Here is a 19,830-nt window from a genome sequence, read left to right on the forward strand (position 1 = left end):
TCCTAGATTCCTATCCCTAGCAGTTCGAGCGCCTCATGAGTCTCGACACCAGCGAGCCAACGGCCGTACATTTTCGCCGCTCTCGAGGACGCTGCGAGTTCCTCCGGCCAGCTGCTCGTGACCGGGCGTGGGCGAGCCTGAGCCGTCATCGTCGGCCCTTCCAGACGAAGCCTTCCTAGCCGCATTCCGTGCCGGATACCACGCCGCGTCGCGTCGATCATGACCTCCGTCCGCGTCTCGAGTTCGGCGACAAGCGGTCCGTTCCGAACTGCCCATTTTGCGAGAGTTGTGCGCGCGTCGCGTGGCATCGCGCTACGGGTCTCAGGATGGAGAGCGATCGGGAGAACGAGGAAAAGCGCCGGCCAATCGATCCCACCGTGATCCTCGTGCTCGCGCCAGTAACAAGCGGTGAGGATTAGTTCGCTCGTGAGCACGGGATTGAAGAGCGCGAGCGCTTCAGGACTCCGAATCCAACGCGCTGCGTCACGGGAATCAGGCGGCATCCGACAACAACTCCTCAAGTTTCCGCACGAACTCGGGGTGCCACCCAATGGGGTCGTCCTCGATACCGAGCTCACCGTCAGCCATCGCGTGAAATAGTCCTCGACTGAACCATGATTCTTCGAAACGGTCGCGTATGCGGGCCCGCGACTGCTGAGCGAGATCCTCGAGGATCTCTTGGCCGACGACCTCGGCGTCAGGTCTCCCATCGCGGCGCATCTGAGCGATCTTCCGATCGAATACTGACTCCCATTCATCTCGCAAGCGAAAGGCGAAACGATCTAGCTCAGCCTCGGATACGAGCTGGTGGCGGAGCCAATAGGACCGCTGAGCATACGACCGGTGGTAGTCGCGGATAGTGAAGCGCCCTGAGTTTGTTGGAGACTCCTGACCTTGGAAACGAGGATGGAGTCATGCCGAGAGAACAGGCTGCGGGGAAGCCGACGACGCGTCGGTACTCGAGCGAGGAGAAGGCCGCCGCGGTGCGAATGGTGCGGACGTTGCGCGCCGAACTCGGGGTTACCCAGGGGACGGTGCAGCGGGTCGCGTCGCAGCTCGGATACGGGGTCGAATCCGTGCGGACCTGGGTCAAGCAAGCTGACATCGACGACGGCGTCGCGCCGGGCGTGACTTCGTCGGAGTCGGCTCGGGTGAGGGAGCTGGAGCAAGAAGTCCGCGAGTTGCGTCGCGCCAATGAGATCCTCAAGCGTGCGGCGAGTTTCTTCGGGGCGGAGCTCGACCGCCAACACCGGAAGTAGTCGCGTTCATCGACGCGAACAAGGACGACATCGTCGAAGGTCGCCCGCTCGGAGTCGAGCCCATCTGCGCACTGCTGCAGGTGGCTCCGAGCACCTACTACGCCGCTCGTGACCGGGCGCCGTCGGCGCGAGCGGTCAACGACGCGGTCGTAACCCCGGAGCTGGTGACGTTGTGGGCGGACAACTACTGCGTCTATGGGGTCCGCAAGCTCTGGAAGGCTGCCCGCCGGGCGGGCATCGAGATCGGCCGCGACCAGACGGGTCGGCTGATGCGCGCCGCCGGGATCGAGGGCGCGAGACGGTCCAAGCGGGCGAAGACCACCCGGCCCGATCCGACCTCGGCCAGACACCCGGACCTGGTGCGGCGGGAGTTCACCGCGACCGCCCCGAACCGGCTCTGGGTGACCGATCTAACGTTCGTGCCCACCTGGGCGGGTGTCGCGTATGTGTGCTTTATCGTCGACGCGTTCAGCAGGATGATCGTGGGCTGGCGGGTCGCGTCGCACATGCGCACCGAGATGGTGCTCGACGCGATCGAGATGGCCCGCTGGTCCCGCGGCCGGCACCACGCCGGCCTGCGATGTCATTCGGACGCGGGCAGTCAATTCACGTCGATCCGCTACGGCGAACGCCTCGCGGAGATCGGCGCGACCCCGTCGATCGGGACCGTCGGCGACAGCTATGACAACGCCCTGGCCGAGACGGTCAACGGCTACTACAAGACCGAGCTCGTCCGCGGACCCGCCCGATCCGGGCCGTGGAAGACGGTCGAGGATCTCGAGCTCGCGACGCTCGGCTGGGTGCACTGGCACAACACGCAGCGCCTCCACGGTTACCTCGGCGACATCCCACCAGTCGAGTTCGAGCAGGCGTTCTATGCTGACCAAGACCGCCGAGATCAGTTGGTGGGAATCAAATAGCGCGAGTCTCCATCAGACCCAGGGCGCTTCATAGCTTTCCAAAGCCGGGTGTTGTCCAGGGCGATCCATCGTAGTTGGTGGACGAACTGGCGCTCGTGGTACTCAACTGCGTCTTGCTCCCCAAACCTGTCGGGTAGTGCGGGATTGATGGGCAGGGAGTCCGGCCTGAGTTGGTCCGTGATGTCCGCGACCATTGCAATCAAGTCGACTCCCACGACCGCGTCAACCTTTCGGTCGAGCAGCGACACCGCGAGAAACGCCCAACGCCCGAGAAGCTGGTCGAGGAACACGCCTTGCTTGCCAGGAGGTATGGCGTAGCGGAATGTACGGACGAGCGCGTCGTCGATGTCCTCAGCGTGCGGCGCGGCATCGTCGAGGAAGATCCGGCTCACAAGCGCATCGCGCTCGCGTGGGTCGAGCGAAAGAAAACGAGCGCGCCATCTCTTTGAAGTCTGGTTCGTGGAACTCGCCGCCGCTGACTCAATCGCTGAGAGGGCGGCAGTCAAGTCGCGACCCGACTCGGTGAGGCCATATAGATCCCCGCCTTCGGGAACGATCTGCGTGGTTACTAGACGCAGAATCGTTGTGTCATCCGGTGGGAGGTCCATCCAGACGTTGAGGGTTCTCCAGAGGTCGATGCTCGAAGCGGACAGGCTCGCGTTCGGACCGGAATGATGCTTGATCTGCAGAAGTTCCACGGGCGCGCCGTCCAGGTCGAACTGCAGGTCGTCGAGCGCTTCGAGCCGGAGTTCCACAGTGGGTTCATCTTGGGCTCGGCGCCCAAGCTCGACGACGGCCCACAAGCACTGGTGGAGGTATCCAAGGGCCTGTCCGGCCGCGCTATGCACCCCTGTTGGTGACATGGCCCCTCCCCAGGAAGTCGGATCTCGGTTCAACCTACCGGGACGAGAACAGCCAAGGGCTACTAGGACTCGGCGCGTGGATCGATACTTGCATGGAGATTCGTTCGAGGACTTCGCTGGTGTCCGAGCCGAACCGCTTCAATTAGGTCGCCGCTGTAGGTACCCGACTTGGCCGCCGACCCTGGTCGCGACTCGCCTTGCCGTCAGCCCGTCGGTATGCCACCGCGCTGCTCCCAGAACTTGGACACGGTCCGCACGAATCGCGTTGCCGACACATCATCGACGGTCCCGGCGACGATCGCCGCGCCGGCTTCGGCAATTGTGCTGCGTACGCACTCGATCGAACGATGTACGGCGAGGGGGGTGAGTTCCGCTTCCGGCAGCCGGAAGAAGAATCCTTCGACGAGCCCATCTTGGTGACTGAACTTGGCGTGCTCTCCGAAGAAGCTCATTGCGCCGTCAAAGCCAAGATCGACTTCCCCCCGAGTGGGCGGGGCCGATGAGAAGGCGCCGTACAACCTGCGGGCGAGTGCCTGCAAGTCGCTTGGCTCAACGGGGACACCATAGCCGTGCGCATATAGATCTCGCAGCGCGCGCAGCGCCCCGAAGCCACCCGCATTCGGATCGAACCTGCGCTGTAGGCAGGTCGTGAAAAACTCACCCTCCCATCGCCGCGACCATGTCTTCCCCAATGGGTACACGGTGTACTTCGGTTCTTGCCAGCAGGCTGCACCCAACCGTGCGAGAACAATCTCGGCCAGCGCGACGGTCCTCACGAGGGTCATGAAGCCGAGATGTTTCGCGAGCGTCCACGGGTTCATTCCAAGTTCGACCTCGGCGTCCCAGACAGCGTCGCCACCGTTGTAGCTGTCCTCCCAGCCCGAGTTCTCTTCGAGGAGCCGGTCGTAGACAGACTCAAAGTCTCGTTCTGCCGACTGGACGATGTATCGGTGCATGCGACTGGCCTGCTGCAACTCGTTGTCGAAATCTCGCAGAAGGTCATGCACATCATCACGGAACTCGAGGTGACTGGCCCCTAGGAACAACGCCCAAACACCTCCAGCCGAGTACATCTTGTGCGCAGGATCCCGCTTCCGCTCCACCTTCTCGCTGGCATGGGGCGCAGCTCAGAACGGTGTGTCATCGCCGTACCTATCTGTCGGCGCATCCCAGGGCTCGCTGGTTCGAGAGGGGGTGTCGATCCCCGTCGACTCGCGGGCGAGTGAAGCTGCTTCGTTGCTCGCTCGCTCGGCATCCGCTTCGCGCTTCTCCCGAGCGGCGATGATGTCTCGGGGCTCGCGGTTGGAGAGTCGCACCATCAGCGCGCCGACGACGTGCATCATCAGCCACGCATCTGCCTTCGTGACGTCGCCCTCACGGTGGCGATGTGCGTTCCCACGATCTGACCTATCGGCGTTGACCCAATCGATCAGCGGCTTCATTAGGCTACGGTCGGCGCCACTGATGACCTTCGCGCGTTGGGCGTTATCGAGCTGGTTCGCGACGGAGTTCCCTTCGACGTCAAGGGCGCGGAAGAACTCCTGAAGCGCGGTGGCAGCCTGCGTAAGCGCAATGTCAGTCTCGCCTTTCGACAGCCTTGTGAGCGCGCTCTGAAAGGCGTCGGAAGCTGTCTTGAAGACAGGGTCATCGCCAAGAAGTATCGTTGCCGGGCGTAGCACTTCCGAGTGCATGACATAGTTGCCACGTTCCTGGAACCGCCCGTCCTCGAAGAGCCAGTCAACGCGCGCATGGAGGAGCCGGTCGTTTACCAACGCGATGAACGCCGCCTGATCGTACTCTGGTTCGATGTCGGGGCGATTTCCGTAACCGGAATCCTCCGGTACGTCGTCATGGCTGGCTAGCCAGACGAAGGCATTGACTACCGCGGCCAGTGCGTCAAGGCGCGTTTCCTCGTCTCCCTGACCGCGGAGACGTTCCGCACTTACCCAGGTCCGGTCGTCCTCTTCTCCGAGCCGTTGGTCGGCCATCGCGAGGACACGGCGCGGCATATTCGTGAAGGTTTCGACAGCGGCTATGACTTCGACACCGACGGTAGTCGGACATCCGTCGATCCAAATGATGCCGTTCTCTAACTCCCACCTGGCTTGCTCGCGGCGACGGCGAAGCTCGGATGGCAACGGATCAAGGCGGGTATCTCGCACGCGGTCATGGTATCGACCGCTCGAACCTTGATCAGCCGTCGCTAGTCCCGTTTTCGGCGGACTCACGTTTGCAGCCTCGCAGATAGGTTTGCTCGATTAGTGGAGGACGGATGGGCCGACCTCGCCGCTGTGAGCTCACTCGTCCGAAAGAAACGACCCGACTCCGACTCACGCAACTGGGGATACGCGAAACTCTCCGATCTCGTCCGTGAGATTGGACTCTTCGAAGTGGCGCCCCGCCCCGGCAGCGACGTCCGCGTCAACCTTGCGCCGCAGAAGAAGTAGGCAACGCGTTCCGACTCGATCCCTAGACGGGCGCTGCTCGCATGGGGTCGATCGCGAGCGGTCTACGGGTGAACGATCCCGATCCCCATCCGTGCAATGCGCGCGGGAGGTGTGTTGGCGTGCGGGGCCCGTTCAACAGTGCTACAGGGACTTAGCGGGGGACGTTCCAAGCGATTGCCAGCGAGGAGTGCAGTGCGAGCTCAGATCGGAAGTTGAAGGATCCTCCCTCTGTTCTGCGGAAGACGAAGTCTGTGTGTTCGCTTCCGCGGCTTCCGCGGCGTACGCCGATTGCGCCAATGACGTACAACCGTCGCAGTGCGGGCCGGAGTTCCTCGTGCTCAAAAAGCCCATCGAGTTCGTGCGCGAGCGTGTCGGCAGTGAAGTAGCGACTGGGAACCGAGGCCAGCGCTTCCTTGAAGGCCATCGTCTTGTGCCCGACTGCATCCTGAAGGGCACCGTGCAGGTTGTTGAAGATCTCCGCGACGAAATAGCGCTCGCTGTAGCGGCGCACCGTCTCGATCGCCTGGTCCGAAGTCACCGCGCCCGATCCGGGGTGGATCTCCTGAAGTTGGCGCATCATTGCCACGAGGTCCCGCGGCAACAGGCGCGTGAAGGACAACAGGTACTGCGGCATCTCGAGGTACATGCCGCGTTGCATCGGTTCATGAAGGTAGGCAGACCGAAGATCTTTGAACGGGTTGCCGCCGTCAGTTGAGCGGACCGACGCGAGCACTTTCCTGTTCACCATGTCCCACAGCAGATTCCTACTGTCGAATCCTTCATCGGTCCAGTCGAGACGCACCGAGTGGTCGAGCAACTTCGCCGAGTCGGTGCTAGGAAGCGATGCGAATATCTCAGAGCGTATGGCCAAGACCACGCCGGCATTCAAACGTTGCGCGCGGAAAAAAACATTCACCGCCTGTACCGCATGTACGAGCCCGGCAAGCGACCGCCAGTCCGCATCCGACTCAGCAAAAAACTGATCGAGGCCATCGAGGGCTAGCCGGTGATTCGACGTCGTACGCACTTGACCGCAGGCTTCGCGGAGGTGCGCCGTCAGGTGGTAAAGCGTCACGGGCGTGCTGGTAGCACTGCCTTCGGCACCGAGACCGAGGAGCGAGAACCGGACAGTTGAGGTCGACCAGTCAATGAATCGCGTCCGCAAATCATGATTGCCAAGCAACCCGAGCTTCTCGAGCTCCTTGCGCAGCCGAATTGCCTGTGCGGGAATGATGGCGCCCTGGTCTGCGGTGAGGGAGTCAAACAGTCGCAGGAGCAGAAGGAACTCCCATGCGCCCTGCGCCGACGCGTCGCCTTCCGTGACACCCATCTTGATCTTCGTGACGTCCCCGACGGGCCAGCCTCCTAACTGCCATAAGGAGAAAAAGTGCACAGGCGAGCTCTGCCAATCCAGGCGGAGGTGTTCAAAGCTTGCGGACTTCCCGGATCCCTTCGGTCCAATCACCAACCACGCTGAACCTGCAGTTATGCGGCGCGCCAGAGTCTTGTGATCGTAGTAGCCCTCCAGCAGCGTCCGAGACTCGGGTACCGATGCCTCATCGCCGGCGTCGAGCATTCCGAAATCAAGCTCACGAAGTCCAGGCAATTTGCTTCTCGGCACATTCCGGAGCGTAGCCGAACCCCGCGACATCGACTGGGTGCCGCGACGCGCCGGAACTGACCATTTCTGCAGCTCCGCCGACAGCGACGAGGTTGCAGAAGCCGCTGGCGATGCGCTCCACGTGATCCGCAAACGTGCATTGGCACGATCAGGGACGCTCATCACGCATCGTCAGCGCTCCGCCGGTGAACGTCGGGCGAGATTCGCCGCACGTCGTTCGCAGTCCCCAAAGTGCACTTTCATTCCAGGGATGTCCTTCGAAAGCGGCTTGCGGCAGATCGAGCACATGCCAGTCGGCACGTCGCGCTCTGAACGTGCGGCGGCCACATTCGCGTCGACAGCGGTGTAGTAACCAGGTTGCCCAACCACGCGATTAAGAAGGCCTTCGGCTTCCAGTTCGCGAAGCAGGCTATCGATCTCGCGTTCGGTTGCTCTGGCAGGGAACACTTCCGGATATGTGCGTCCGAGCTCATGCAGAAGCGCCGGTGAAGTGAGGTACTGACCTTTGCAGAGCGGGAGCACCAGTTCCCGCACGAGTCGCCATTTCCATACACGCCCAGGAATAGTGACTTCCAGCTCGCCGTCGTCGATCAACCACAGCGGCAGCATGAGCCCGCCAAAGTACGCGTAGGCGGCTTGGCCCTCCGGACTCGATTCCCATCGCGCGGCGATCGCTGCACGTTTCCTGTTCCGCTCGCCAGCACTGACTCGGGCGCTCTCTGCGGCTCGTTGGGTGGCGTGGGCACGACGCTCGATGTCCTGTCGCCGTCGTTCGTCGGCCGCGGCGCGGGCGCGACCTGCTCTCTCGATCGCGTCGAGTGCGTCCGCCGTGTCAACGTCAATCGCGGTGAGGACCGCGCTTGACATTCCCGCCGGCTTGAGGCTGAAGTTGGCTAGGGGCTCGACGGCGAACTCGCCTCCGTCGTCGACATGCGTTCGATACGTCCTAGTGCCGATAGTGAGCGTTCGCGTCGCGTAACCAACCATCTGCTGTTGTGGGTTCAACCACAACACCGGAACGCCTGAGTACCGCACGGCACGATGCGTGGGCGAGTAGGTGACGTCGCGAGTGTCGTTCCACCCTGTTCGCAGGTGGACGCCGGCGTGGATGAAGAGCCACACGTCCACGATCCCGGCATCCCGGTACCAGCGATGGCGTTCCCGGAACAGCTCAGGAGTGAGCGAGGAGAATTGCACTTCGATCGCATACTGGGTGCCGTCTGGAAGACCGACAAACACGTCCGCGACCCGGTCACGTGAGCCGAGCACTCTCTCGATTTCGACGACAGCGCCTTCGTGCCAAACTGAGGCCCAGGATGCCAGGACGTGTTTCGCTTCGAGGTGATACCAGGTCTCCGCACCGTGATCTGTCGTGGCGTTCTTGACCAGATGCCGGTAGTGGTGCCGGCGCTCACCTCCGACCGTAGTGATATCAGGTGCAGGGCAGCCACGAACCGGGCACATCAGCTCTGTACGTGCAAGGTGCCGATGCTGCTCAGCTTCGCCTTCTGGGAGCAGCATCACACCGGTACCGTCGCGGCGGGCAGCATAGATGAACCGCGGGTCGCCTGACGTGAAGGACGCGATGGTCTCTGTGCCGTCAATCGCCATTCGCTCACCGTAGCGACGGAGTACGACAGACCTGGCGCCTGCCACCAGTCGGATCCCAGCCCCGCCGAGGCAATCCCGCGGAACCCGACCATCCCCTTGCGGGCGGCGCCCGTAAGGGGATCGGTGTTGATCACTCCGCTCCGACAGCGGCGATCGCAGGGTGGCGGTCGCCGATGTCGTGGTCGCTTCGGCCTACCTCTGGTTGGCTTCGTGGATAAGTCGGCCTTCAACGATGCACTCGTCCCAGTCGCGGCGGGTGATGCGCCCGCTGACGCAGATGCGCGCGTGCAGAAGATCGAGCGCGTGGACGTTCCAACCGAGATGGGAGAAGCCTTCAGCGGCTGCAATACCTTCGGGCATGTCTGACGCCGCAAGGGCGTAATTCCAGTCATCAACGTTGATGCGCCGGACCTGGATCAGTTCGTACAGGGCATCCAGCGCTGCGAGATTCTGATTCCGCTCGCGAGGAGGAGCGACGATCTGCCGGTAGCGGCGAGGAGTGGGAGTCATCACGGTGTCGACTGTGGAACATTGGGAGACCTCCCTTCGCGGCTACATCGACTCAACGGCATAGGTCAATGCTCCGACATCCCTAGCGCCGTTTCCGCCACCGCTCCCGGTTGACGACGAAGATGGTGTAGCTGCCGACCGCGCACACGACGATCGCGAGCGACCACGCGACCGCTCCGGACGTTCCCCATGTTCGGACGGCGCCGGCGATGGATATGAGGAGGGCGACTACCGCGGCTGCTTGTGCGACGACGCCGACGAGCCGTGTCTGCTCCGGTGTCAATTTCCGCGCCATCGCCCCATCGTCCCATCCGCGGCGACATCCGTTCATCCCCGCGCGAGAGCAGTGCCCTCAACGTCGCCTCCGATCGTCGCAGTGACACCGAGGGCGCCGTCTTGGGGTGCGCAGCACTTCCTTCGAGAAAGCTGCCGGCACGCCATAGGAGCCGAACAGCAGGATCCCGACGGCGATCCATATGGAGCATAGCGATATCGCCACCATGGTGAGGATGGGGAGGCCGTCGATAGCGGCCGTGATGTCTTCCATGTTGGACATGACATTGTCCTTTCAGTTCAATAGCCGGCGTTCGTTGTCTCCGCGGGCCACTACGCCGCGCATGGGGCACGCACTCGCGTACCCACTCGGTTCCGCCTGCCTCGGGTGTCGTTTGTTGTCGGTGGCCGTCAGGGGGTGGGGTCGCGGGGTGTTACAGGCTTGGAAGTACCAGTAGTCCGCGTCAGCTTCGGCCCGGAGCCACGCTTCCTCGAGGTAGGCCAGCTGGGCTCGCAGCGCGCGGGCTTCGTGTGCGGCTTCAAGCCAGAGGTCGATGAGCTGAGTCATGCGTGGGCGATTCGATCGATCTGGTCGGGACGGAACCCGCTCCAGTGGTCGTGCTCGTCGACGACGACCACGGGCGCTTCCGTGTAGCCGAGCTCGTCGACGACGTAATCGCGCGCCGCCGGCTGCTCCCGGATGTCGACCTCGATGAAGGGCACGCCGTTACGGGTCAGGACGGCCTTGGTGAGCTTGCATCGCTGGCAGCTGGGTCCGGTGGTGTAGACGGTCACCGTGTTCATGACCGCTCCTTTGCTTGATCGTGATGATGTGCGAGGTGGGTGGGTACCCGTCGCCGGATACCCACCGGCGGCGGCTACTCAGTTGGCGTGTCGTCGGGGAGCATCGCGGCGATGCGTTCGACGGGGCACAGCGGGTAGCCCCAGTCCTGGAGGGTGTGCAGGTACCAGGCGGTGTCGGCGCTGGGAGCACGCCAGGTGTTGCGGTTGGTGTTCTGCTCGATTCCGCCGAGCACCAGGGCGAGGGCGACGTGGGTGGCCCGGCTCGGGTGTGCACTGAGGTACTCCGTCAGCTGATTGCCGTAGTCGTGCCCGTCGATGCCGAGGAGCAGCTCCGCTGTGGAGCAGCCGCGGGTGAGACTGTCGGCGATCTTCGATCGGGCGGTGGTGAGGGCTTCGGCGATCACGGGTTGCGCGTTCTTCGGCACCGCCTTGCGGGCGAGGAACTGGTTGAGCCATTCGCGGCGCACGACTTCGGCGGCGTCCCACTCCTTGTTATTCGCGATCAGTTCCTTCCGGTCCGCCTTCTGCTCGTCGGTCATCGGCCCCGCCGGGGCTCCGCCGCTTGCGTAGCTGGGGTCTTCTCGGACGGTGAACCCGAGTGCGGCGGGGTCGTCGACGTAGTACTCCGCTCGTGCTTCTCCCCCGTAGTAGCTCGCCACGTACACCGCGACCCCCGGTTTGCCCTGGATCGCGTCGGCGTCGACGGGCTCATCACCGGCGGTGCGGAGCATGCGCACCCGATACGGGGCGGTGTTGTAGTCGCTGGGCCGTTCGTCGAGGATCCGGTGCCCCTTGTCGGCTTCCTCCTGCTCGACCTGCGCCTTTGCCTCCCGTGCGACCTTGTCCTGCCGTGCCCGTTCCACCGCGACCGGGAAGTACCCGGGGTCCGTGGTCGCGACCTCGGTCAGTTCCGCGACAGTGTCGACGTCGCCGTCGAACTCCAACAGGATCGCCGCCTGGTCCAGCGTCAACCCGCTTCCGCTGACGGCATCGGTGGCGGTCGCGCTCTGGGCGACGGCGAGGCCGGTCTTCACCCGGTCACGTTTGGTCCCGGTGCGCTTGGCGATCGCGGTCGCGGAGAGCCCTTTGAGTTCGAGGGCACGCCATGCCTGGATGCGGTCGGCATCGGTGAGCGCTTCGCGCTGGTCGTTCTCGATCAGCTGCTCCACGATCCGTCGCGCGTCATCGTCATCGTTCGCGTCAACGACGTAGACGGGGACGGTTGCGATGCCGGCTTCCGTCGCGGCGAGGGCGCGGCGTTGCCCGGCACGCACGTGCACTCCCCCGCCGGTGTCCCGCCACGCCAACAGCGGCGTGAGCACCCCGACCTGCCGGATGCTGTCCACAAACCCTGGTTCGAGCGGCGCGGTGGTGCGGACGTTGGTCTCGACGATGAGCGTGCTGGGGTCGATGTGCTCGACCGTCCCGGTGCGGGTGGTGGTGATGGTCATGTTTTTCTCTCCTTCGTGTTTGTTTGCCGTGAAGGCACGTAGTGCCTGTCAGGGAGCGCGCCGCGGAGTGCAACCCGGAGGGCGGAGGGGAGAGAGTTTCGGCGCGAAATAAGGGAGCGGAGCGACCGCGTGCCGAAAGTCTCGGAGGAGCCGGCAGCGCAGCTGCTTGCGCGCAGCGGCGCCGACCGTAGACTGCCGAAGGCTTCACGGCGAACAACGCCCGCGGCAGCGGGCGGACAAGCACTGCCAGCCGCCCGCGGCTGACCGTTCATGCTGACGACCACAGCAATGTGGGTTCCCAAATGGGAGGCGACAACCTTTTTGGGTGCTCGGTACGATGGGCGTCGAGGAGGGTCGATGCCCGGAACGACCTCGCCATGGCGAGTCAGCGATGTGGTCGCGTACGACCGGATGCGCGAGACCGCTGTCTCCGTCTTCGCGTTGCTGCAAGAGGCGTCGCACCGTGACGAGCTGGCGACCGTGCGACGCGACGTGCTCACCGTCGACGCGTACGACCGTGCCGCCGTGGCCGCCCTGCAGGCGCGGCTAGACCGTCGTGTTCGTGACCTGTCGGTGGACGCATGAGTCCGGCGGGTCTGGACGAGGTCCAGCGCGACGAGATCCTTCGCCGCGACATCCTTCCGCTGTACTTCCCCGACGACAGGGCGCCTGACCAGCCGACGTTCGTGCTCGTCGCCGGGCAACCGGGCTCTGGCAGATCCCGCACCGCGGCAGCGCTGGCGACTGAAGACCCGGACGTCGCGGTCCTGAGAGGCGAGGATCTGCGCGCGTTCCATCCCGCCTTCCTCGAACCGACCGCGTCAACGGATCCGGCCGCACTGAGCGAGCTGGGGCAGGCTGTGGCGGGGTGGGTGAGCGGCTGCATCCGGTGCGCGCGGGAGAATCACCGGTCGCTCGCGTTGGAGGGAACGTTCCGGAACGTCGCGGCCGCCGCGGGGACGGCGCAACGGTTCGCGGCGGAGGGGTTCCACACCCGGGTTGTCGTGGTCGGCTCGCGACGCGCCGAGAGCCTGCTGTCGGTCACGTCGGGATACCTCCAAGAGGTGCAAGCGGGCCGCCGGGCAGCGCCGACGTCTCGTGCCTCCCACGACGAGGGGTTCGCGGCGACCCGCGCCCTGGTCGCGTCTGTCGAGGAGTCCGGGTGGACGGACCGGTTGACGGTGGTCAGCCGTGACGGCGGCGTGGTGTTTGACAGTCCCGGCGCTGAGGCTGCCGGGTTTGCGGGGGCCGGGGTGGGGTTGCTGGCGGCGCAGTCGGAGCGGCTGGGACGGTTCGACGCGACGCAGTGGTTGAGCGAGCTGCATCATGCGACCGAGTTCGCGGCGACGCGACGCGGGTTGCCGGACGAGGTGGCGGAGCTGCTGGTGGAGCTGCACGAGGTGTCGCTGCGGGAGGTGATCCCCGAACTGCACGTGCCGGCGAACGGGAAATTCGCGACCGTGATGGAGCGGAAGACGGTTGCCCGGTTGGTCGCGCTGCGCCAGACGCTGCCGCCGGCGCGCCCGATCGACATCGCCGCGCCGGTCATCGTGCCGGGCGGTGCGGGGGTGGAAGGACCGTTCCGGTGACCCGGCTCGTCGGGTACACGCGGGAGCTCACGCCGGGCGCCGGCACCGCGGCGGATGTCGCGGAGCTGATAGCGGCCGGCGCGGTGCGGGTGTTCACCGACGACGCGACCGCGGACCCGCGGACGCGGCCGGGGCTTGCCGAGTGCCTGACGTTCCTCGCGTCCGGGGATGTGTTGGTGGTCTCCAGTGCGGTGCGCCTGTCGCACGCGGTGACCCATTTCGTGAGCACGCTGGCCGGGCTCACCGACCGGGCTGTGCAGTTCCGTTCGCTGTCGGAGCCGGCGTTGTGCACAGGTGTGGAACGGGGTGTGGATCCGGCCGAGGTGTTCGCGGCCTTGGAGGGTGTGCGACGTCGGCTGGTGAGCGTGCGGACCCGGGCCGGGATGGCGTCGGCGGCGGCGTCGGGGAAGCGTCCCGGCCGGCCGACGGTGATGACTCCGGAGAAGGTGGCGATGGCGGTCGAGCTGCGCCGACTGGACCGGCCGATGACGCATATCGCCCGGGTGCTGGGGGTGAGCGCCAACTCGGTGCAGCGCGCGCTGGACCAGCTCCCCCACGACGCATAGTCCACGCTCCATAGCGTCGCTGGCTCAGTGGTTCGAGGACGGGCGGATCGGGGTCGGCGGCCTCGTCGCCGACGCGGACTGCCCACCGTGATTCGGCAGGTTCGGCATCCGTGCGAAGGCTGCGCGCATCGCGTTGCTCAGTTGCACCGTGTCGAGTTCCTGTTCGAGCTCGTTGGCCGGCCAGTCCTTCAACTGCGCGAGCACGATGGCACCGGCGCGGGTCGTCTCGATAGGGCGGCCCAGTGCGCGGGCTGCTGCCCTCGCGGAAGCCCGCCATCGGTGAGCGAGCGCGTCGTCGTGTGTCCGTGTCTGCGAGTATCCCTGTCGTTTCAGATCGCGACGGATGTCGTCCTCAAGCCCCATGGCTGCTCCTGACCTCGTGAGCGTGGGACGGGCGTTGCGCTTCGCTGGACCATGATTGGCGGTCGAGAGCGAGCCAGCCTCGGATGGTCGGTTCGTGGTTGCGGTCGGCTTCCCAGTCGGGTTCGGTGAGTGCCCAGTGGTGCATCAGCCGTGCCGCGGTGCGGGTGTGCCTGCCGGCGTCGAGGACTTCGGCGAGGGCTTCCGCTTCCGGAAACTGCAGGCTGCACACCAGCTGCTCGTCGTGCCGGGCGAGGAGGTCGTCGACTACGTGGGCGAGCCGGTCGACGGTGTCTTCCAGGTGATCCCACGCGGCGATCGTGTTGACGCTCCCGGGCGCCGTCTCGGATGCCGTGCCGGACGTCGTTGTCGTGTTCATTTCGGTGACCTCGTTTCGTGACGTGATGGGTGATGCTCTCGCCGTTCCCGCGACCCACCTGGGATGCGTGGTTGCGGGGCGGTGGCGTGTCAGGGTGACGGCACCCCGATCAGCGGAGTGTTCCCGAGGGGAAGGGCGGCCGCGAGCCCGACCACGGTGAGCAGTGCGATGGCGGCGAGGCTGCCCGCGGCACGCCGCAGGCGTCCGCGGAGCAGCTGTCCCGCCAGCACCAGCAGCAGGATCACCGTCGTCGTGGATGTGATCGCAGTGATCGTGATGAGCGGCTGCAGATGACCGGTGACGTTCATGGTGCTTCTCCGTTCCTGGTGGTGTTGGTCAGGTTCCGTCAGTGTCGTCGGCGGTGAGGGTGGCGAGGTGGCGGATGAACGCTTGTCGGTCCGCGGTCGGGGTTGTGATGAGCGTTCGAATGGTGGCGCGCAGCTGCTCGAGCTCGTTGTCGGGGAGGCCGGTGAGGGGTTCGGCGCACCAGGTGACGTCTTCGTCGACGGTGTAGCCGGGTTCGTCGAGGTGCTTTTCCGGGTAGTACTCGAAGGCGCAGACGGCGGTGCGCCAGCGGGCGGCTTCTGCTGCGGATCGGTCGAGCATGGTCGGTTCTCCGCTCGGGGTGGTGGTGGTCATCGGTTCATTCCCATCGTGGTGTTCGGGTTCAGCATCGGGTGCGGCGCGGCCGGGTCGGGGTCGAGGTGATGTCGCTGCCGCGGGGCGTCGCGGTGTCGCAGCCGGTCGTTGATCTGTTTGCCGATCGCGTCCAACCGGGCGTTCTCGGCCGCATCCCGCTGTTCCCGGCGTGCCGCGCGTTGCTGTGCGGCGAGCTGCCGGCGGGCTTCGGCGGCCAGTTGGCGGTTCGCGTAGCTGCCGTCGGTGGCGAGGGCGTGTTCGATCCGGAGCCGTTTGCTGTCGCGTTCGAACGCCGCGACCAACTCGGGCGGTGTCGCTTCCAACAACTCGACGCCCGCTTGAGGCTTCCGTCGCAGCGCGGCGATCTCCTCCGGTGTCCGAGTCCGGGCGAAGAACGCGTCGGCGGCGGCCGTGTTGGTGCGGCGCTCCGCGGCGGGGGTGGTGCGGATCCGGCGGGGTGGGAGCCCGGCGGCGAGGCGGCGTTTCTCGCGTTCCTTCCATGCCCGGTTGCCGGCGAGCACCTTCTCGCGGTTTGCGGCGTAGTAGGCGCGTTTCTTCGCCTTCACCTGCTCGGCGTGCGCGGCGTAGTACGCCCGCGCCGCGGTACGTTTCGGTGCCGGGTCCTCCCGGTGCTGGGCGCGGAGCTTCGCGTTGTACTCGTCCTTGTGCGTCTCCCACCAGCGGCGCTGCGCCTTCGCCCGCCTCGCCCGATACGCCTCCGGATCCTCCGCCCGTTTCCGCGCCTGCCACTGCCGCGTGTACTCACGGTGCTCGGCCTTGTGGGCCTCGTAGTACTTCTTCGACGAGGCCTGCTTCGATTGCTTCCGGCGCCGCTCCGCAGCCTTCCGCGCGGTATCGCGCGCGCTGTACTCCCGCTTCTTCGCGAGCACCTCCTCACGGTGCTCCGCGTTGTACGCGGCCCGGTACGCGCGGACGTGCTCCTGATTACGCTCCCGCCACGCCCGCTTGCCCGCACTGATCCGCTCGGCGTTGCGCTCCCGATAAGCCCGCCGCGCCTCGCGCTCCCGCTCCGCGGCAGACCGATCCTCCCCACCACCCTCCGGCCGCACGCTCACGGGGAACCCTCCAATCCGGTGGCGGACGACGGCCCGGAACTGCCGAACTTACGAACACCCGAAGTTCCGAGGTTTGCGGCGGGTCCCACCACTCCGCGCGCGGGCGCGTCCGGTGCGGCAGCAGCTGCGGCCATCGCCGGCTCGCCGGCGGCTCCTCCGGAAGGTGCGGAGTCCGTGAGCGCCGGGCTCCCGGACTTCGGGAGTCCGGAAGTGACGGAGTTCCGCAGTAATGGGGTCGCTGCATCTGGAACGTCCGAGCTTGCGGGCTTCCGCGATTCCCAAGTGCCGAAGTCCGGCAGTCCCGACTCGGGGAAGATCCGAAGTTCAGGGGCCACCGATCGGCGAAGCTCGTCTTCGGTGGAGCCGTGAAGCTCATTGCTGTGCGCGAACAGCAAGTCGATGGCGACTCGGATGAGGGTGTTCTCGGTGATCCGTTCGCTCTTGACAGCCCGCCGGCGCATCAGCGACTTCGCCAATGCCGTCAACGCGGTGTGCTGCTCACCGCGAATCAGCGTGTCCTTGCGGGTGAGCCGGGCGAACTTCGGCAGTTCCCGATCCTCGGCCCGGAGTTCACCATCAACACGGGCGCGGGCGTCGCGGAGCCTGTCCGCCAGATCTACCTGGCTCACCGTCACCACCGACCTGTCAACGCCGGCGCCGCCTGTGCAGCCACTTCGAGGCCGACGCGGGTGATGTCGTAGATTGCCCCGCTCGTGCGCCGGTTGTCGTGGACAGTCGTCACCAACTGCCCGAGGATCGGCGCATCGGCTTGCGCCTTGTACTGCCGCAGGTAGGCGTCGAAGCGAGGCACTCCCCACACGGTGTCGAGCAGGTCCTGCCAAGTCCGTAGCTGCGATGGGTTGCGCGCGTCGATGCGGTTCAGCAGCACCGCGTGCCGCAGCCCGCGGGGTTCGATCAGCCGACTGATCGTCCGCATCGTCGGTTCGACCGCCAACGGCTCCGGGATCAACGGGACCACGACCGTGTCAGCGGCGTCCAGCACCGTCTCCAGGACGGGCGTGTCTTCAAGACTGCCGGGGGTGTCGACGAGGATGTAGTCGTACTCGACCTGCAGCTCCCGCAGCCGTCCGAGCACTCTCGGGTTCTGGTCGCCGGCGAAGTCGAACGGGAGTGTGTCGCGCATGTTCTCCGCCCACCACACCGTTGAGCGCTGCCGATCCACATCCACGACCAGCACGCGATGCCGGCGGGACAACGCTGCGCCCAGCTGCATCGCGATGGTGGTCTTTCCTACTCCACCCTTCTGGTTCGCTATCGCGATCACATGCATGACCGACCTCCCAACTTCGAACCGTGGAATTCAAAATTCCTTTGACATCAGTACACCGCTTAGCCGTATAGTTATCAAGAGGCTTCGTGGAATGCCGATGCGGTTAGGCAAACTAAGGGGGTGAAGGTCGACGTGAAGACACTCGATGGCGAAGAAATGACGGGGCGCGCAGCTACGCAGCCGGTCGGGTCCGCATTGCGCATTGCCCCGGGGTTCGTCGCGACTACACGCGACGAGGATGCCGGCGTGGAGACCACCATCGAAGCGGTGTACAGCGCCGAGCGGGGTCGCTACGTGATCACCACGATCCTCAATCGTGCGATCAGCGACGAGTTCAGCGACTACCGGTTGCGCCACACGGCCCCGCAGGCGATCCTGCAGACCGCGATCCCCCGCTGCATCACGGTCAAGCTGGAGGATGGACCGGTCGAGCGGTGGCTCACCGTCTCCGACCTGACGTCGTCAGCGGACGGACGCATCATCCCGCCATGGATGGCTGCCGCCGTCGTCAAGCGTGGCGTCAAGGACGAACGGTGGGACGTGGTCGAGATCCTGTACGGCACGGCAGCGCTCGCGGACGGGTCCCCCGTCAAGCTCATCTCGCTGGAACTGGATGTCCCGGAGCGCACGGCGCAGGACTGGATCCGCAGCGCCCGCGCGGCAGGGCGCATGGAAGGGCTGGAATCGAATGTGGGTCGGCCGCGCGCGTGACCACCGTCACGACGACAGGACAGACTGTCGTCGCGGTTGACCACGTCACCGCGGCCGCCGCGCTGGGGCTGAGCCCCTCCCGCCTACGTCATCACGTTCGACTGGGCGACATCACCCCTCACTTCTCCGGCAGCAAGCCGCTCTACCTGGTCACTGATCTCGAACGCTTCATCGAGCAGCTCCCGACACACCCGGAGCAGCTTCCGTCGGCGTGACCCCGGATGCCCAAGCGCAGAGACCACGGGCAGGGCGGCCTGTACTACCTGAAGAGCCGCGACCTCTGGCGCGGCGTCGTCGATGACGGCTTCAAGCCTGACGGTAGCCGCCGACAGCGGTACGTCCATGCCAAGACCCGCGAAGAGTGCGTCAAGAAGCTACGCAAGCTCATGCAGCAGCTCGCTGAGCACGGCCAACCGCTCGATCACCGCACCCGAGTCAGCGACCTCGCCGACAGTTGGCTCGAGGAAGCCGGCGACCGACTGAAGCCCAAGACGATGCAGGGCTACCGCTCCCACCTGACAACCAGCATCATCCCCATCCTGGGAAAGCGGGTCGTCGCCGAGCTGCTTCCCACCGACGTCCGGCGGCTGCACAGCGCCATCTTCGCCCGCGGGGTCGGCCCAGCATCCGTCGCCGGGGCGCACCGCACGCTGTCCGCAATGCTGGGCTACGCCGTCGAGAACGGGATGATCAACCGCAATGTCGCGGAGGCCGTCAACCTGCCCAAGCAAGCTCCCGCCGCGCGAGACTCACTCACCCGGCAGGAGGCGGCAGCCCTCATCGCTCTCGGAGATCCGAGGTGGAATCTCCCCCTGTTGTCCGGAGCACGCGACGGCGAGATGCGTGGCCTTCGGCACAACGATTTGGACCTGGACCACAACCTCGCCCACGTGTCATGGAACCTCGTCGAGGTCACTTCACTGCACGGCTGCGGCGGAACTTGCGGTTTCAAGGTCGCAGGACGATGCCCGCAGCGTGTCCTCGACATTGCTGCCAGCCTCGAATACGAGCTGCTCGAAGGCCGTTGGGCGCTCGTACGCCCAAAGTCGTGCAAACCGCGCATAGCTCCACTGACACCCGAGGTCTCCTCGGCGCTTCGGGAGCACCTCGAGAAAGACAGAGACTCGAACCCGCACCACCTGGTCTGGCATCGCCCTACCGGGAAGCCGCTGACGAACGAGGACAGCAACACCGCCTTCCGAGCGGCGCTTGCCGCTGCGGGGATCAAGCGCCCCGCGACCACACACTGGCTCCGGCACACCTACACGACCATGGCTGAGCACGCGGGCATCCCGTGGGTCGTGTACGCCGGCATCTCCGGTCACGGATCCGAGGACATCTCCCGCAAGTACACGCACCAGCTCGAGCAAGAAGCACGCTCCGGCATCGCAACTCTCGCTGCGTACTTCGTTTCCGAGCCTCACCCTTGACGGCACGGCCCAGCCGGAGTTGGTGCCTCC

General features: G+C 65.4%; 26 protein-coding genes. 8 read left to right on the forward strand and 18 right to left on the reverse strand.

The genetic code is table 11. The features are described 5' to 3' along the window. Positions 1–2: 2 nt before the first annotated feature. Together ACFVSU_RS07625 and ACFVSU_RS07630 are read right to left on the reverse strand one after the other, a co-directional pair. Positions 3–503: a three component ABC system middle component gene (locus tag ACFVSU_RS07625; protein ID WP_387140350.1), complete on the reverse strand. Its 501-nt coding sequence runs from the start codon at positions 501–503 to the stop codon at positions 3–5. Further along, positions 493–858: an ABC-three component system protein gene (locus ACFVSU_RS07630; protein WP_387141291.1), complete on the reverse strand. Its 366-nt coding sequence runs from the start codon at positions 856–858 to the stop codon at positions 493–495. Before ACFVSU_RS07630 ends, ACFVSU_RS07625 begins: the two co-directional genes overlap by 11 nt. A 56-nt stretch (positions 859–914) precedes the next feature. Between ACFVSU_RS07630 and ACFVSU_RS07635 the strand changes: the two genes are divergently transcribed. Then, positions 915–2,179 (forward strand): IS3 family transposase gene (locus ACFVSU_RS07635; protein ID WP_387140353.1). Its coding sequence is split into 2 segments (ribosomal slippage): positions 915–1,218 and positions 1,218–2,179, totalling 1,266 coding nucleotides; the frame shifts between segments, so codons are not numbered across the junction. On the opposite strand, the gene ACFVSU_RS07640 is transcribed toward ACFVSU_RS07635, so the two are convergent. From ACFVSU_RS07640 to ACFVSU_RS07650, 3 genes are all read right to left on the reverse strand, one after another. Further along, a complete protein-coding gene (locus tag ACFVSU_RS07640; protein ID WP_387140356.1) occupies positions 2,158–2,934 on the reverse strand; it encodes a hypothetical protein in 777 nt (258 codons plus the stop codon). The two genes, ACFVSU_RS07635 and ACFVSU_RS07640, sit on opposite strands and share 22 nt — an antisense overlap. A 311-nt stretch (positions 2,935–3,245) precedes the next feature. Beyond that, positions 3,246–4,049 carry a hypothetical protein gene (locus tag ACFVSU_RS07645; protein ID WP_387140359.1) on the reverse strand — a complete coding sequence of 268 codons (804 nt, stop codon included), beginning with the start codon at positions 4,047–4,049 and terminating at the stop codon, positions 3,246–3,248. A 120-nt stretch (positions 4,050–4,169) separates the two neighbouring features. Further along, positions 4,170–5,204, reverse strand: a complete 1,035-nt coding sequence (locus ACFVSU_RS07650) for a hypothetical protein (protein ID WP_387140362.1) — start codon at positions 5,202–5,204, stop codon at positions 4,170–4,172. Positions 5,205–5,303: 99 nt separating this feature from the next. Between ACFVSU_RS07650 and ACFVSU_RS07655 the strand changes: the two genes are divergently transcribed. Further along, on the forward strand, positions 5,304–5,489 hold the full coding sequence (locus tag ACFVSU_RS07655; protein ID WP_387140365.1) for an OST-HTH/LOTUS domain-containing protein: 186 nt from the start codon (positions 5,304–5,306) through the stop codon (positions 5,487–5,489). 151 nt (positions 5,490–5,640) lie between these two features. On the opposite strand, the gene ACFVSU_RS07660 is transcribed toward ACFVSU_RS07655, so the two are convergent. From ACFVSU_RS07660 to ACFVSU_RS07685, 6 genes are all read right to left on the reverse strand, one after another. Continuing rightward, positions 5,641–7,272, reverse strand: coding sequence for a P-loop ATPase, Sll1717 family (locus ACFVSU_RS07660; protein WP_387140368.1), 1,632 nt, complete (start codon positions 7,270–7,272; stop codon positions 5,641–5,643). 9 nt (positions 7,273–7,281) lie between these two features. Then, entirely contained in the window at positions 7,282–8,721 is a 1,440-nt protein-coding gene (locus tag ACFVSU_RS07665; protein WP_387140371.1) for a competence protein CoiA, read from the reverse strand. 192 nt (positions 8,722–8,913) lie between these two features. After that, the gene (locus ACFVSU_RS07670; protein WP_387140374.1) at positions 8,914–9,234 is read right to left on the reverse strand and encodes a hypothetical protein; all 321 of its coding nucleotides are present in this window, start codon (positions 9,232–9,234) and stop codon (positions 8,914–8,916) included. Positions 9,235–9,583: 349 nt separating this feature from the next. Then, on the reverse strand, positions 9,584–9,787 hold the full coding sequence (locus ACFVSU_RS07675) for a hypothetical protein (protein WP_387140376.1): 204 nt from the start codon (positions 9,785–9,787) through the stop codon (positions 9,584–9,586). A 281-nt stretch (positions 9,788–10,068) separates the two neighbouring features. Next, the gene (locus tag ACFVSU_RS07680) at positions 10,069–10,308 is read right to left on the reverse strand and encodes a glutaredoxin domain-containing protein (protein WP_387140379.1); all 240 of its coding nucleotides are present in this window, start codon (positions 10,306–10,308) and stop codon (positions 10,069–10,071) included. Between the two features lie 74 nt (positions 10,309–10,382). Then, a complete protein-coding gene (locus ACFVSU_RS07685; RefSeq protein ID WP_387140382.1) occupies positions 10,383–11,759 on the reverse strand; it encodes a ParB/RepB/Spo0J family partition protein in 1,377 nt (458 codons plus the stop codon). A 357-nt stretch (positions 11,760–12,116) separates the two neighbouring features. Here ACFVSU_RS07685 and ACFVSU_RS07690 point away from each other — a divergent pair, with 357 nt between their 5' ends. Genes ACFVSU_RS07690 through ACFVSU_RS07700 form a run of 3 tightly spaced genes read left to right on the forward strand, consistent with a single transcriptional unit; the run spans position 12,117 to position 13,914 of the window. Then, on the forward strand, positions 12,117–12,344 hold the full coding sequence (locus ACFVSU_RS07690; protein WP_387140385.1) for a hypothetical protein: 228 nt from the start codon (positions 12,117–12,119) through the stop codon (positions 12,342–12,344). Continuing rightward, positions 12,341–13,348 (forward strand): zeta toxin family protein, encoded by a 1,008-nt coding sequence (locus ACFVSU_RS07695; RefSeq protein WP_387140388.1) that lies wholly within the window; start codon positions 12,341–12,343, stop codon positions 13,346–13,348. The genes ACFVSU_RS07690 and ACFVSU_RS07695 overlap by 4 nt, the downstream gene beginning before the upstream one ends. Next, on the forward strand, positions 13,345–13,914 hold the full coding sequence (locus ACFVSU_RS07700) for a recombinase family protein (protein ID WP_387140390.1): 570 nt from the start codon (positions 13,345–13,347) through the stop codon (positions 13,912–13,914). The genes ACFVSU_RS07695 and ACFVSU_RS07700 overlap by 4 nt, the downstream gene beginning before the upstream one ends. A gap of 24 nt (positions 13,915–13,938) precedes the next feature. On the opposite strand, the gene ACFVSU_RS07705 is transcribed toward ACFVSU_RS07700, so the two are convergent. The 7 genes from ACFVSU_RS07705 to ACFVSU_RS07735 form a co-directional block, all read right to left on the reverse strand. After that, complete coding sequence (locus ACFVSU_RS07705) at positions 13,939–14,277, reverse strand: hypothetical protein (protein WP_387140393.1); 339 nt, start codon at positions 14,275–14,277, stop codon at positions 13,939–13,941. Beyond that, positions 14,267–14,653 (reverse strand): hypothetical protein, encoded by a 387-nt coding sequence (locus tag ACFVSU_RS07710; protein ID WP_387140396.1) that lies wholly within the window; start codon positions 14,651–14,653, stop codon positions 14,267–14,269. The genes ACFVSU_RS07705 and ACFVSU_RS07710 overlap by 11 nt, the downstream gene beginning before the upstream one ends. 89 nt (positions 14,654–14,742) lie before the next feature. Further along, positions 14,743–14,961 (reverse strand): hypothetical protein, encoded by a 219-nt coding sequence (locus tag ACFVSU_RS07715; RefSeq protein WP_387140399.1) that lies wholly within the window; start codon positions 14,959–14,961, stop codon positions 14,743–14,745. A gap of 28 nt (positions 14,962–14,989) precedes the next feature. Continuing rightward, complete coding sequence (locus ACFVSU_RS07720; RefSeq protein ID WP_387140402.1) at positions 14,990–15,292, reverse strand: hypothetical protein; 303 nt, start codon at positions 15,290–15,292, stop codon at positions 14,990–14,992. Next, positions 15,289–16,368 carry a hypothetical protein gene (locus ACFVSU_RS07725; protein WP_387140403.1) on the reverse strand — a complete coding sequence of 360 codons (1,080 nt, stop codon included), beginning with the start codon at positions 16,366–16,368 and terminating at the stop codon, positions 15,289–15,291. Before ACFVSU_RS07725 ends, ACFVSU_RS07720 begins: the two co-directional genes overlap by 4 nt. Beyond that, the gene (locus ACFVSU_RS07730; RefSeq protein WP_387140406.1) at positions 16,365–16,997 is read right to left on the reverse strand and encodes a hypothetical protein; all 633 of its coding nucleotides are present in this window, start codon (positions 16,995–16,997) and stop codon (positions 16,365–16,367) included. The genes ACFVSU_RS07725 and ACFVSU_RS07730 overlap by 4 nt, the downstream gene beginning before the upstream one ends. 2 nt (positions 16,998–16,999) lie before the next feature. Continuing rightward, positions 17,000–17,659 (reverse strand): ParA family protein, encoded by a 660-nt coding sequence (locus tag ACFVSU_RS07735; protein ID WP_387140410.1) that lies wholly within the window; start codon positions 17,657–17,659, stop codon positions 17,000–17,002. 120 nt (positions 17,660–17,779) lie between these two features. On the opposite strand from ACFVSU_RS07735, the gene ACFVSU_RS07740 reads away from it, so the two are divergent. The 3 genes from ACFVSU_RS07740 to ACFVSU_RS07750 are packed head-to-tail and all read left to right on the forward strand — an operon-like array spanning position 17,780 to position 19,800. After that, positions 17,780–18,370 carry a hypothetical protein gene (locus ACFVSU_RS07740; RefSeq protein WP_387140413.1) on the forward strand — a complete coding sequence of 197 codons (591 nt, stop codon included), beginning with the start codon at positions 17,780–17,782 and terminating at the stop codon, positions 18,368–18,370. Continuing rightward, positions 18,367–18,585, forward strand: a complete 219-nt coding sequence (locus ACFVSU_RS07745) for a helix-turn-helix domain-containing protein (protein ID WP_387140416.1) — start codon at positions 18,367–18,369, stop codon at positions 18,583–18,585. Before ACFVSU_RS07740 ends, ACFVSU_RS07745 begins: the two co-directional genes overlap by 4 nt. Before the next feature lie 6 nt (positions 18,586–18,591). Continuing rightward, entirely contained in the window at positions 18,592–19,800 is a 1,209-nt protein-coding gene (locus ACFVSU_RS07750; protein ID WP_387140419.1) for a tyrosine-type recombinase/integrase, read from the forward strand. The last annotated feature ends 30 nt before the right edge of the window (positions 19,801–19,830 follow it).

This window comes from Microbacterium sp. NPDC058062, from assembly GCF_042885375.1.
Taxonomy (GTDB): Bacteria; Actinomycetota; Actinomycetes; order Actinomycetales; family Microbacteriaceae; genus Microbacterium; species Microbacterium trichothecenolyticum_C.

Bases quoted from the DNA above. Each gene is read 5' to 3' on its own strand.
- ACFVSU_RS07625 (WP_387140350.1), bottom strand. From the start codon at position 503: ATGCCGCCTGATTCCCGTGACGCAGCGCGTTGGATTCGGAGTCCTGAA.
- ACFVSU_RS07660 (WP_387140368.1), bottom strand. From the start codon at position 7,272: ATGAGCGTCCCTGATCGTGCCAATGCACGTTTGCGGATCACGTGGAGC.
- ACFVSU_RS07665 (WP_387140371.1), bottom strand. From the start codon at position 8,721: ATGGCGATTGACGGCACAGAGACCATCGCGTCCTTCACGTCAGGCGAC.
- ACFVSU_RS07675 (WP_387140376.1), bottom strand. From the start codon at position 9,787: ATGTCCAACATGGAAGACATCACGGCCGCTATCGACGGCCTCCCCATC.
- ACFVSU_RS07680 (WP_387140379.1), bottom strand. From the start codon at position 10,308: ATGAACACGGTGACCGTCTACACCACCGGACCCAGCTGCCAGCGATGC.
- ACFVSU_RS07685 (WP_387140382.1), bottom strand. From the start codon at position 11,759: ATGACCATCACCACCACCCGCACCGGGACGGTCGAGCACATCGACCCC.
- ACFVSU_RS07690 (WP_387140385.1), top strand. From the start codon at position 12,117: ATGCCCGGAACGACCTCGCCATGGCGAGTCAGCGATGTGGTCGCGTAC.
- ACFVSU_RS07695 (WP_387140388.1), top strand. From the start codon at position 12,341: ATGAGTCCGGCGGGTCTGGACGAGGTCCAGCGCGACGAGATCCTTCGC.
- ACFVSU_RS07705 (WP_387140393.1), bottom strand. From the start codon at position 14,277: ATGGGGCTTGAGGACGACATCCGTCGCGATCTGAAACGACAGGGATAC.
- ACFVSU_RS07710 (WP_387140396.1), bottom strand. From the start codon at position 14,653: ATGAACACGACAACGACGTCCGGCACGGCATCCGAGACGGCGCCCGGG.
- ACFVSU_RS07715 (WP_387140399.1), bottom strand. From the start codon at position 14,961: ATGAACGTCACCGGTCATCTGCAGCCGCTCATCACGATCACTGCGATC.
- ACFVSU_RS07720 (WP_387140402.1), bottom strand. From the start codon at position 15,292: ATGACCACCACCACCCCGAGCGGAGAACCGACCATGCTCGACCGATCC.
- ACFVSU_RS07735 (WP_387140410.1), bottom strand. From the start codon at position 17,659: ATGCATGTGATCGCGATAGCGAACCAGAAGGGTGGAGTAGGAAAGACC.
- ACFVSU_RS07750 (WP_387140419.1), top strand. From the start codon at position 18,592: ATGCCCAAGCGCAGAGACCACGGGCAGGGCGGCCTGTACTACCTGAAG.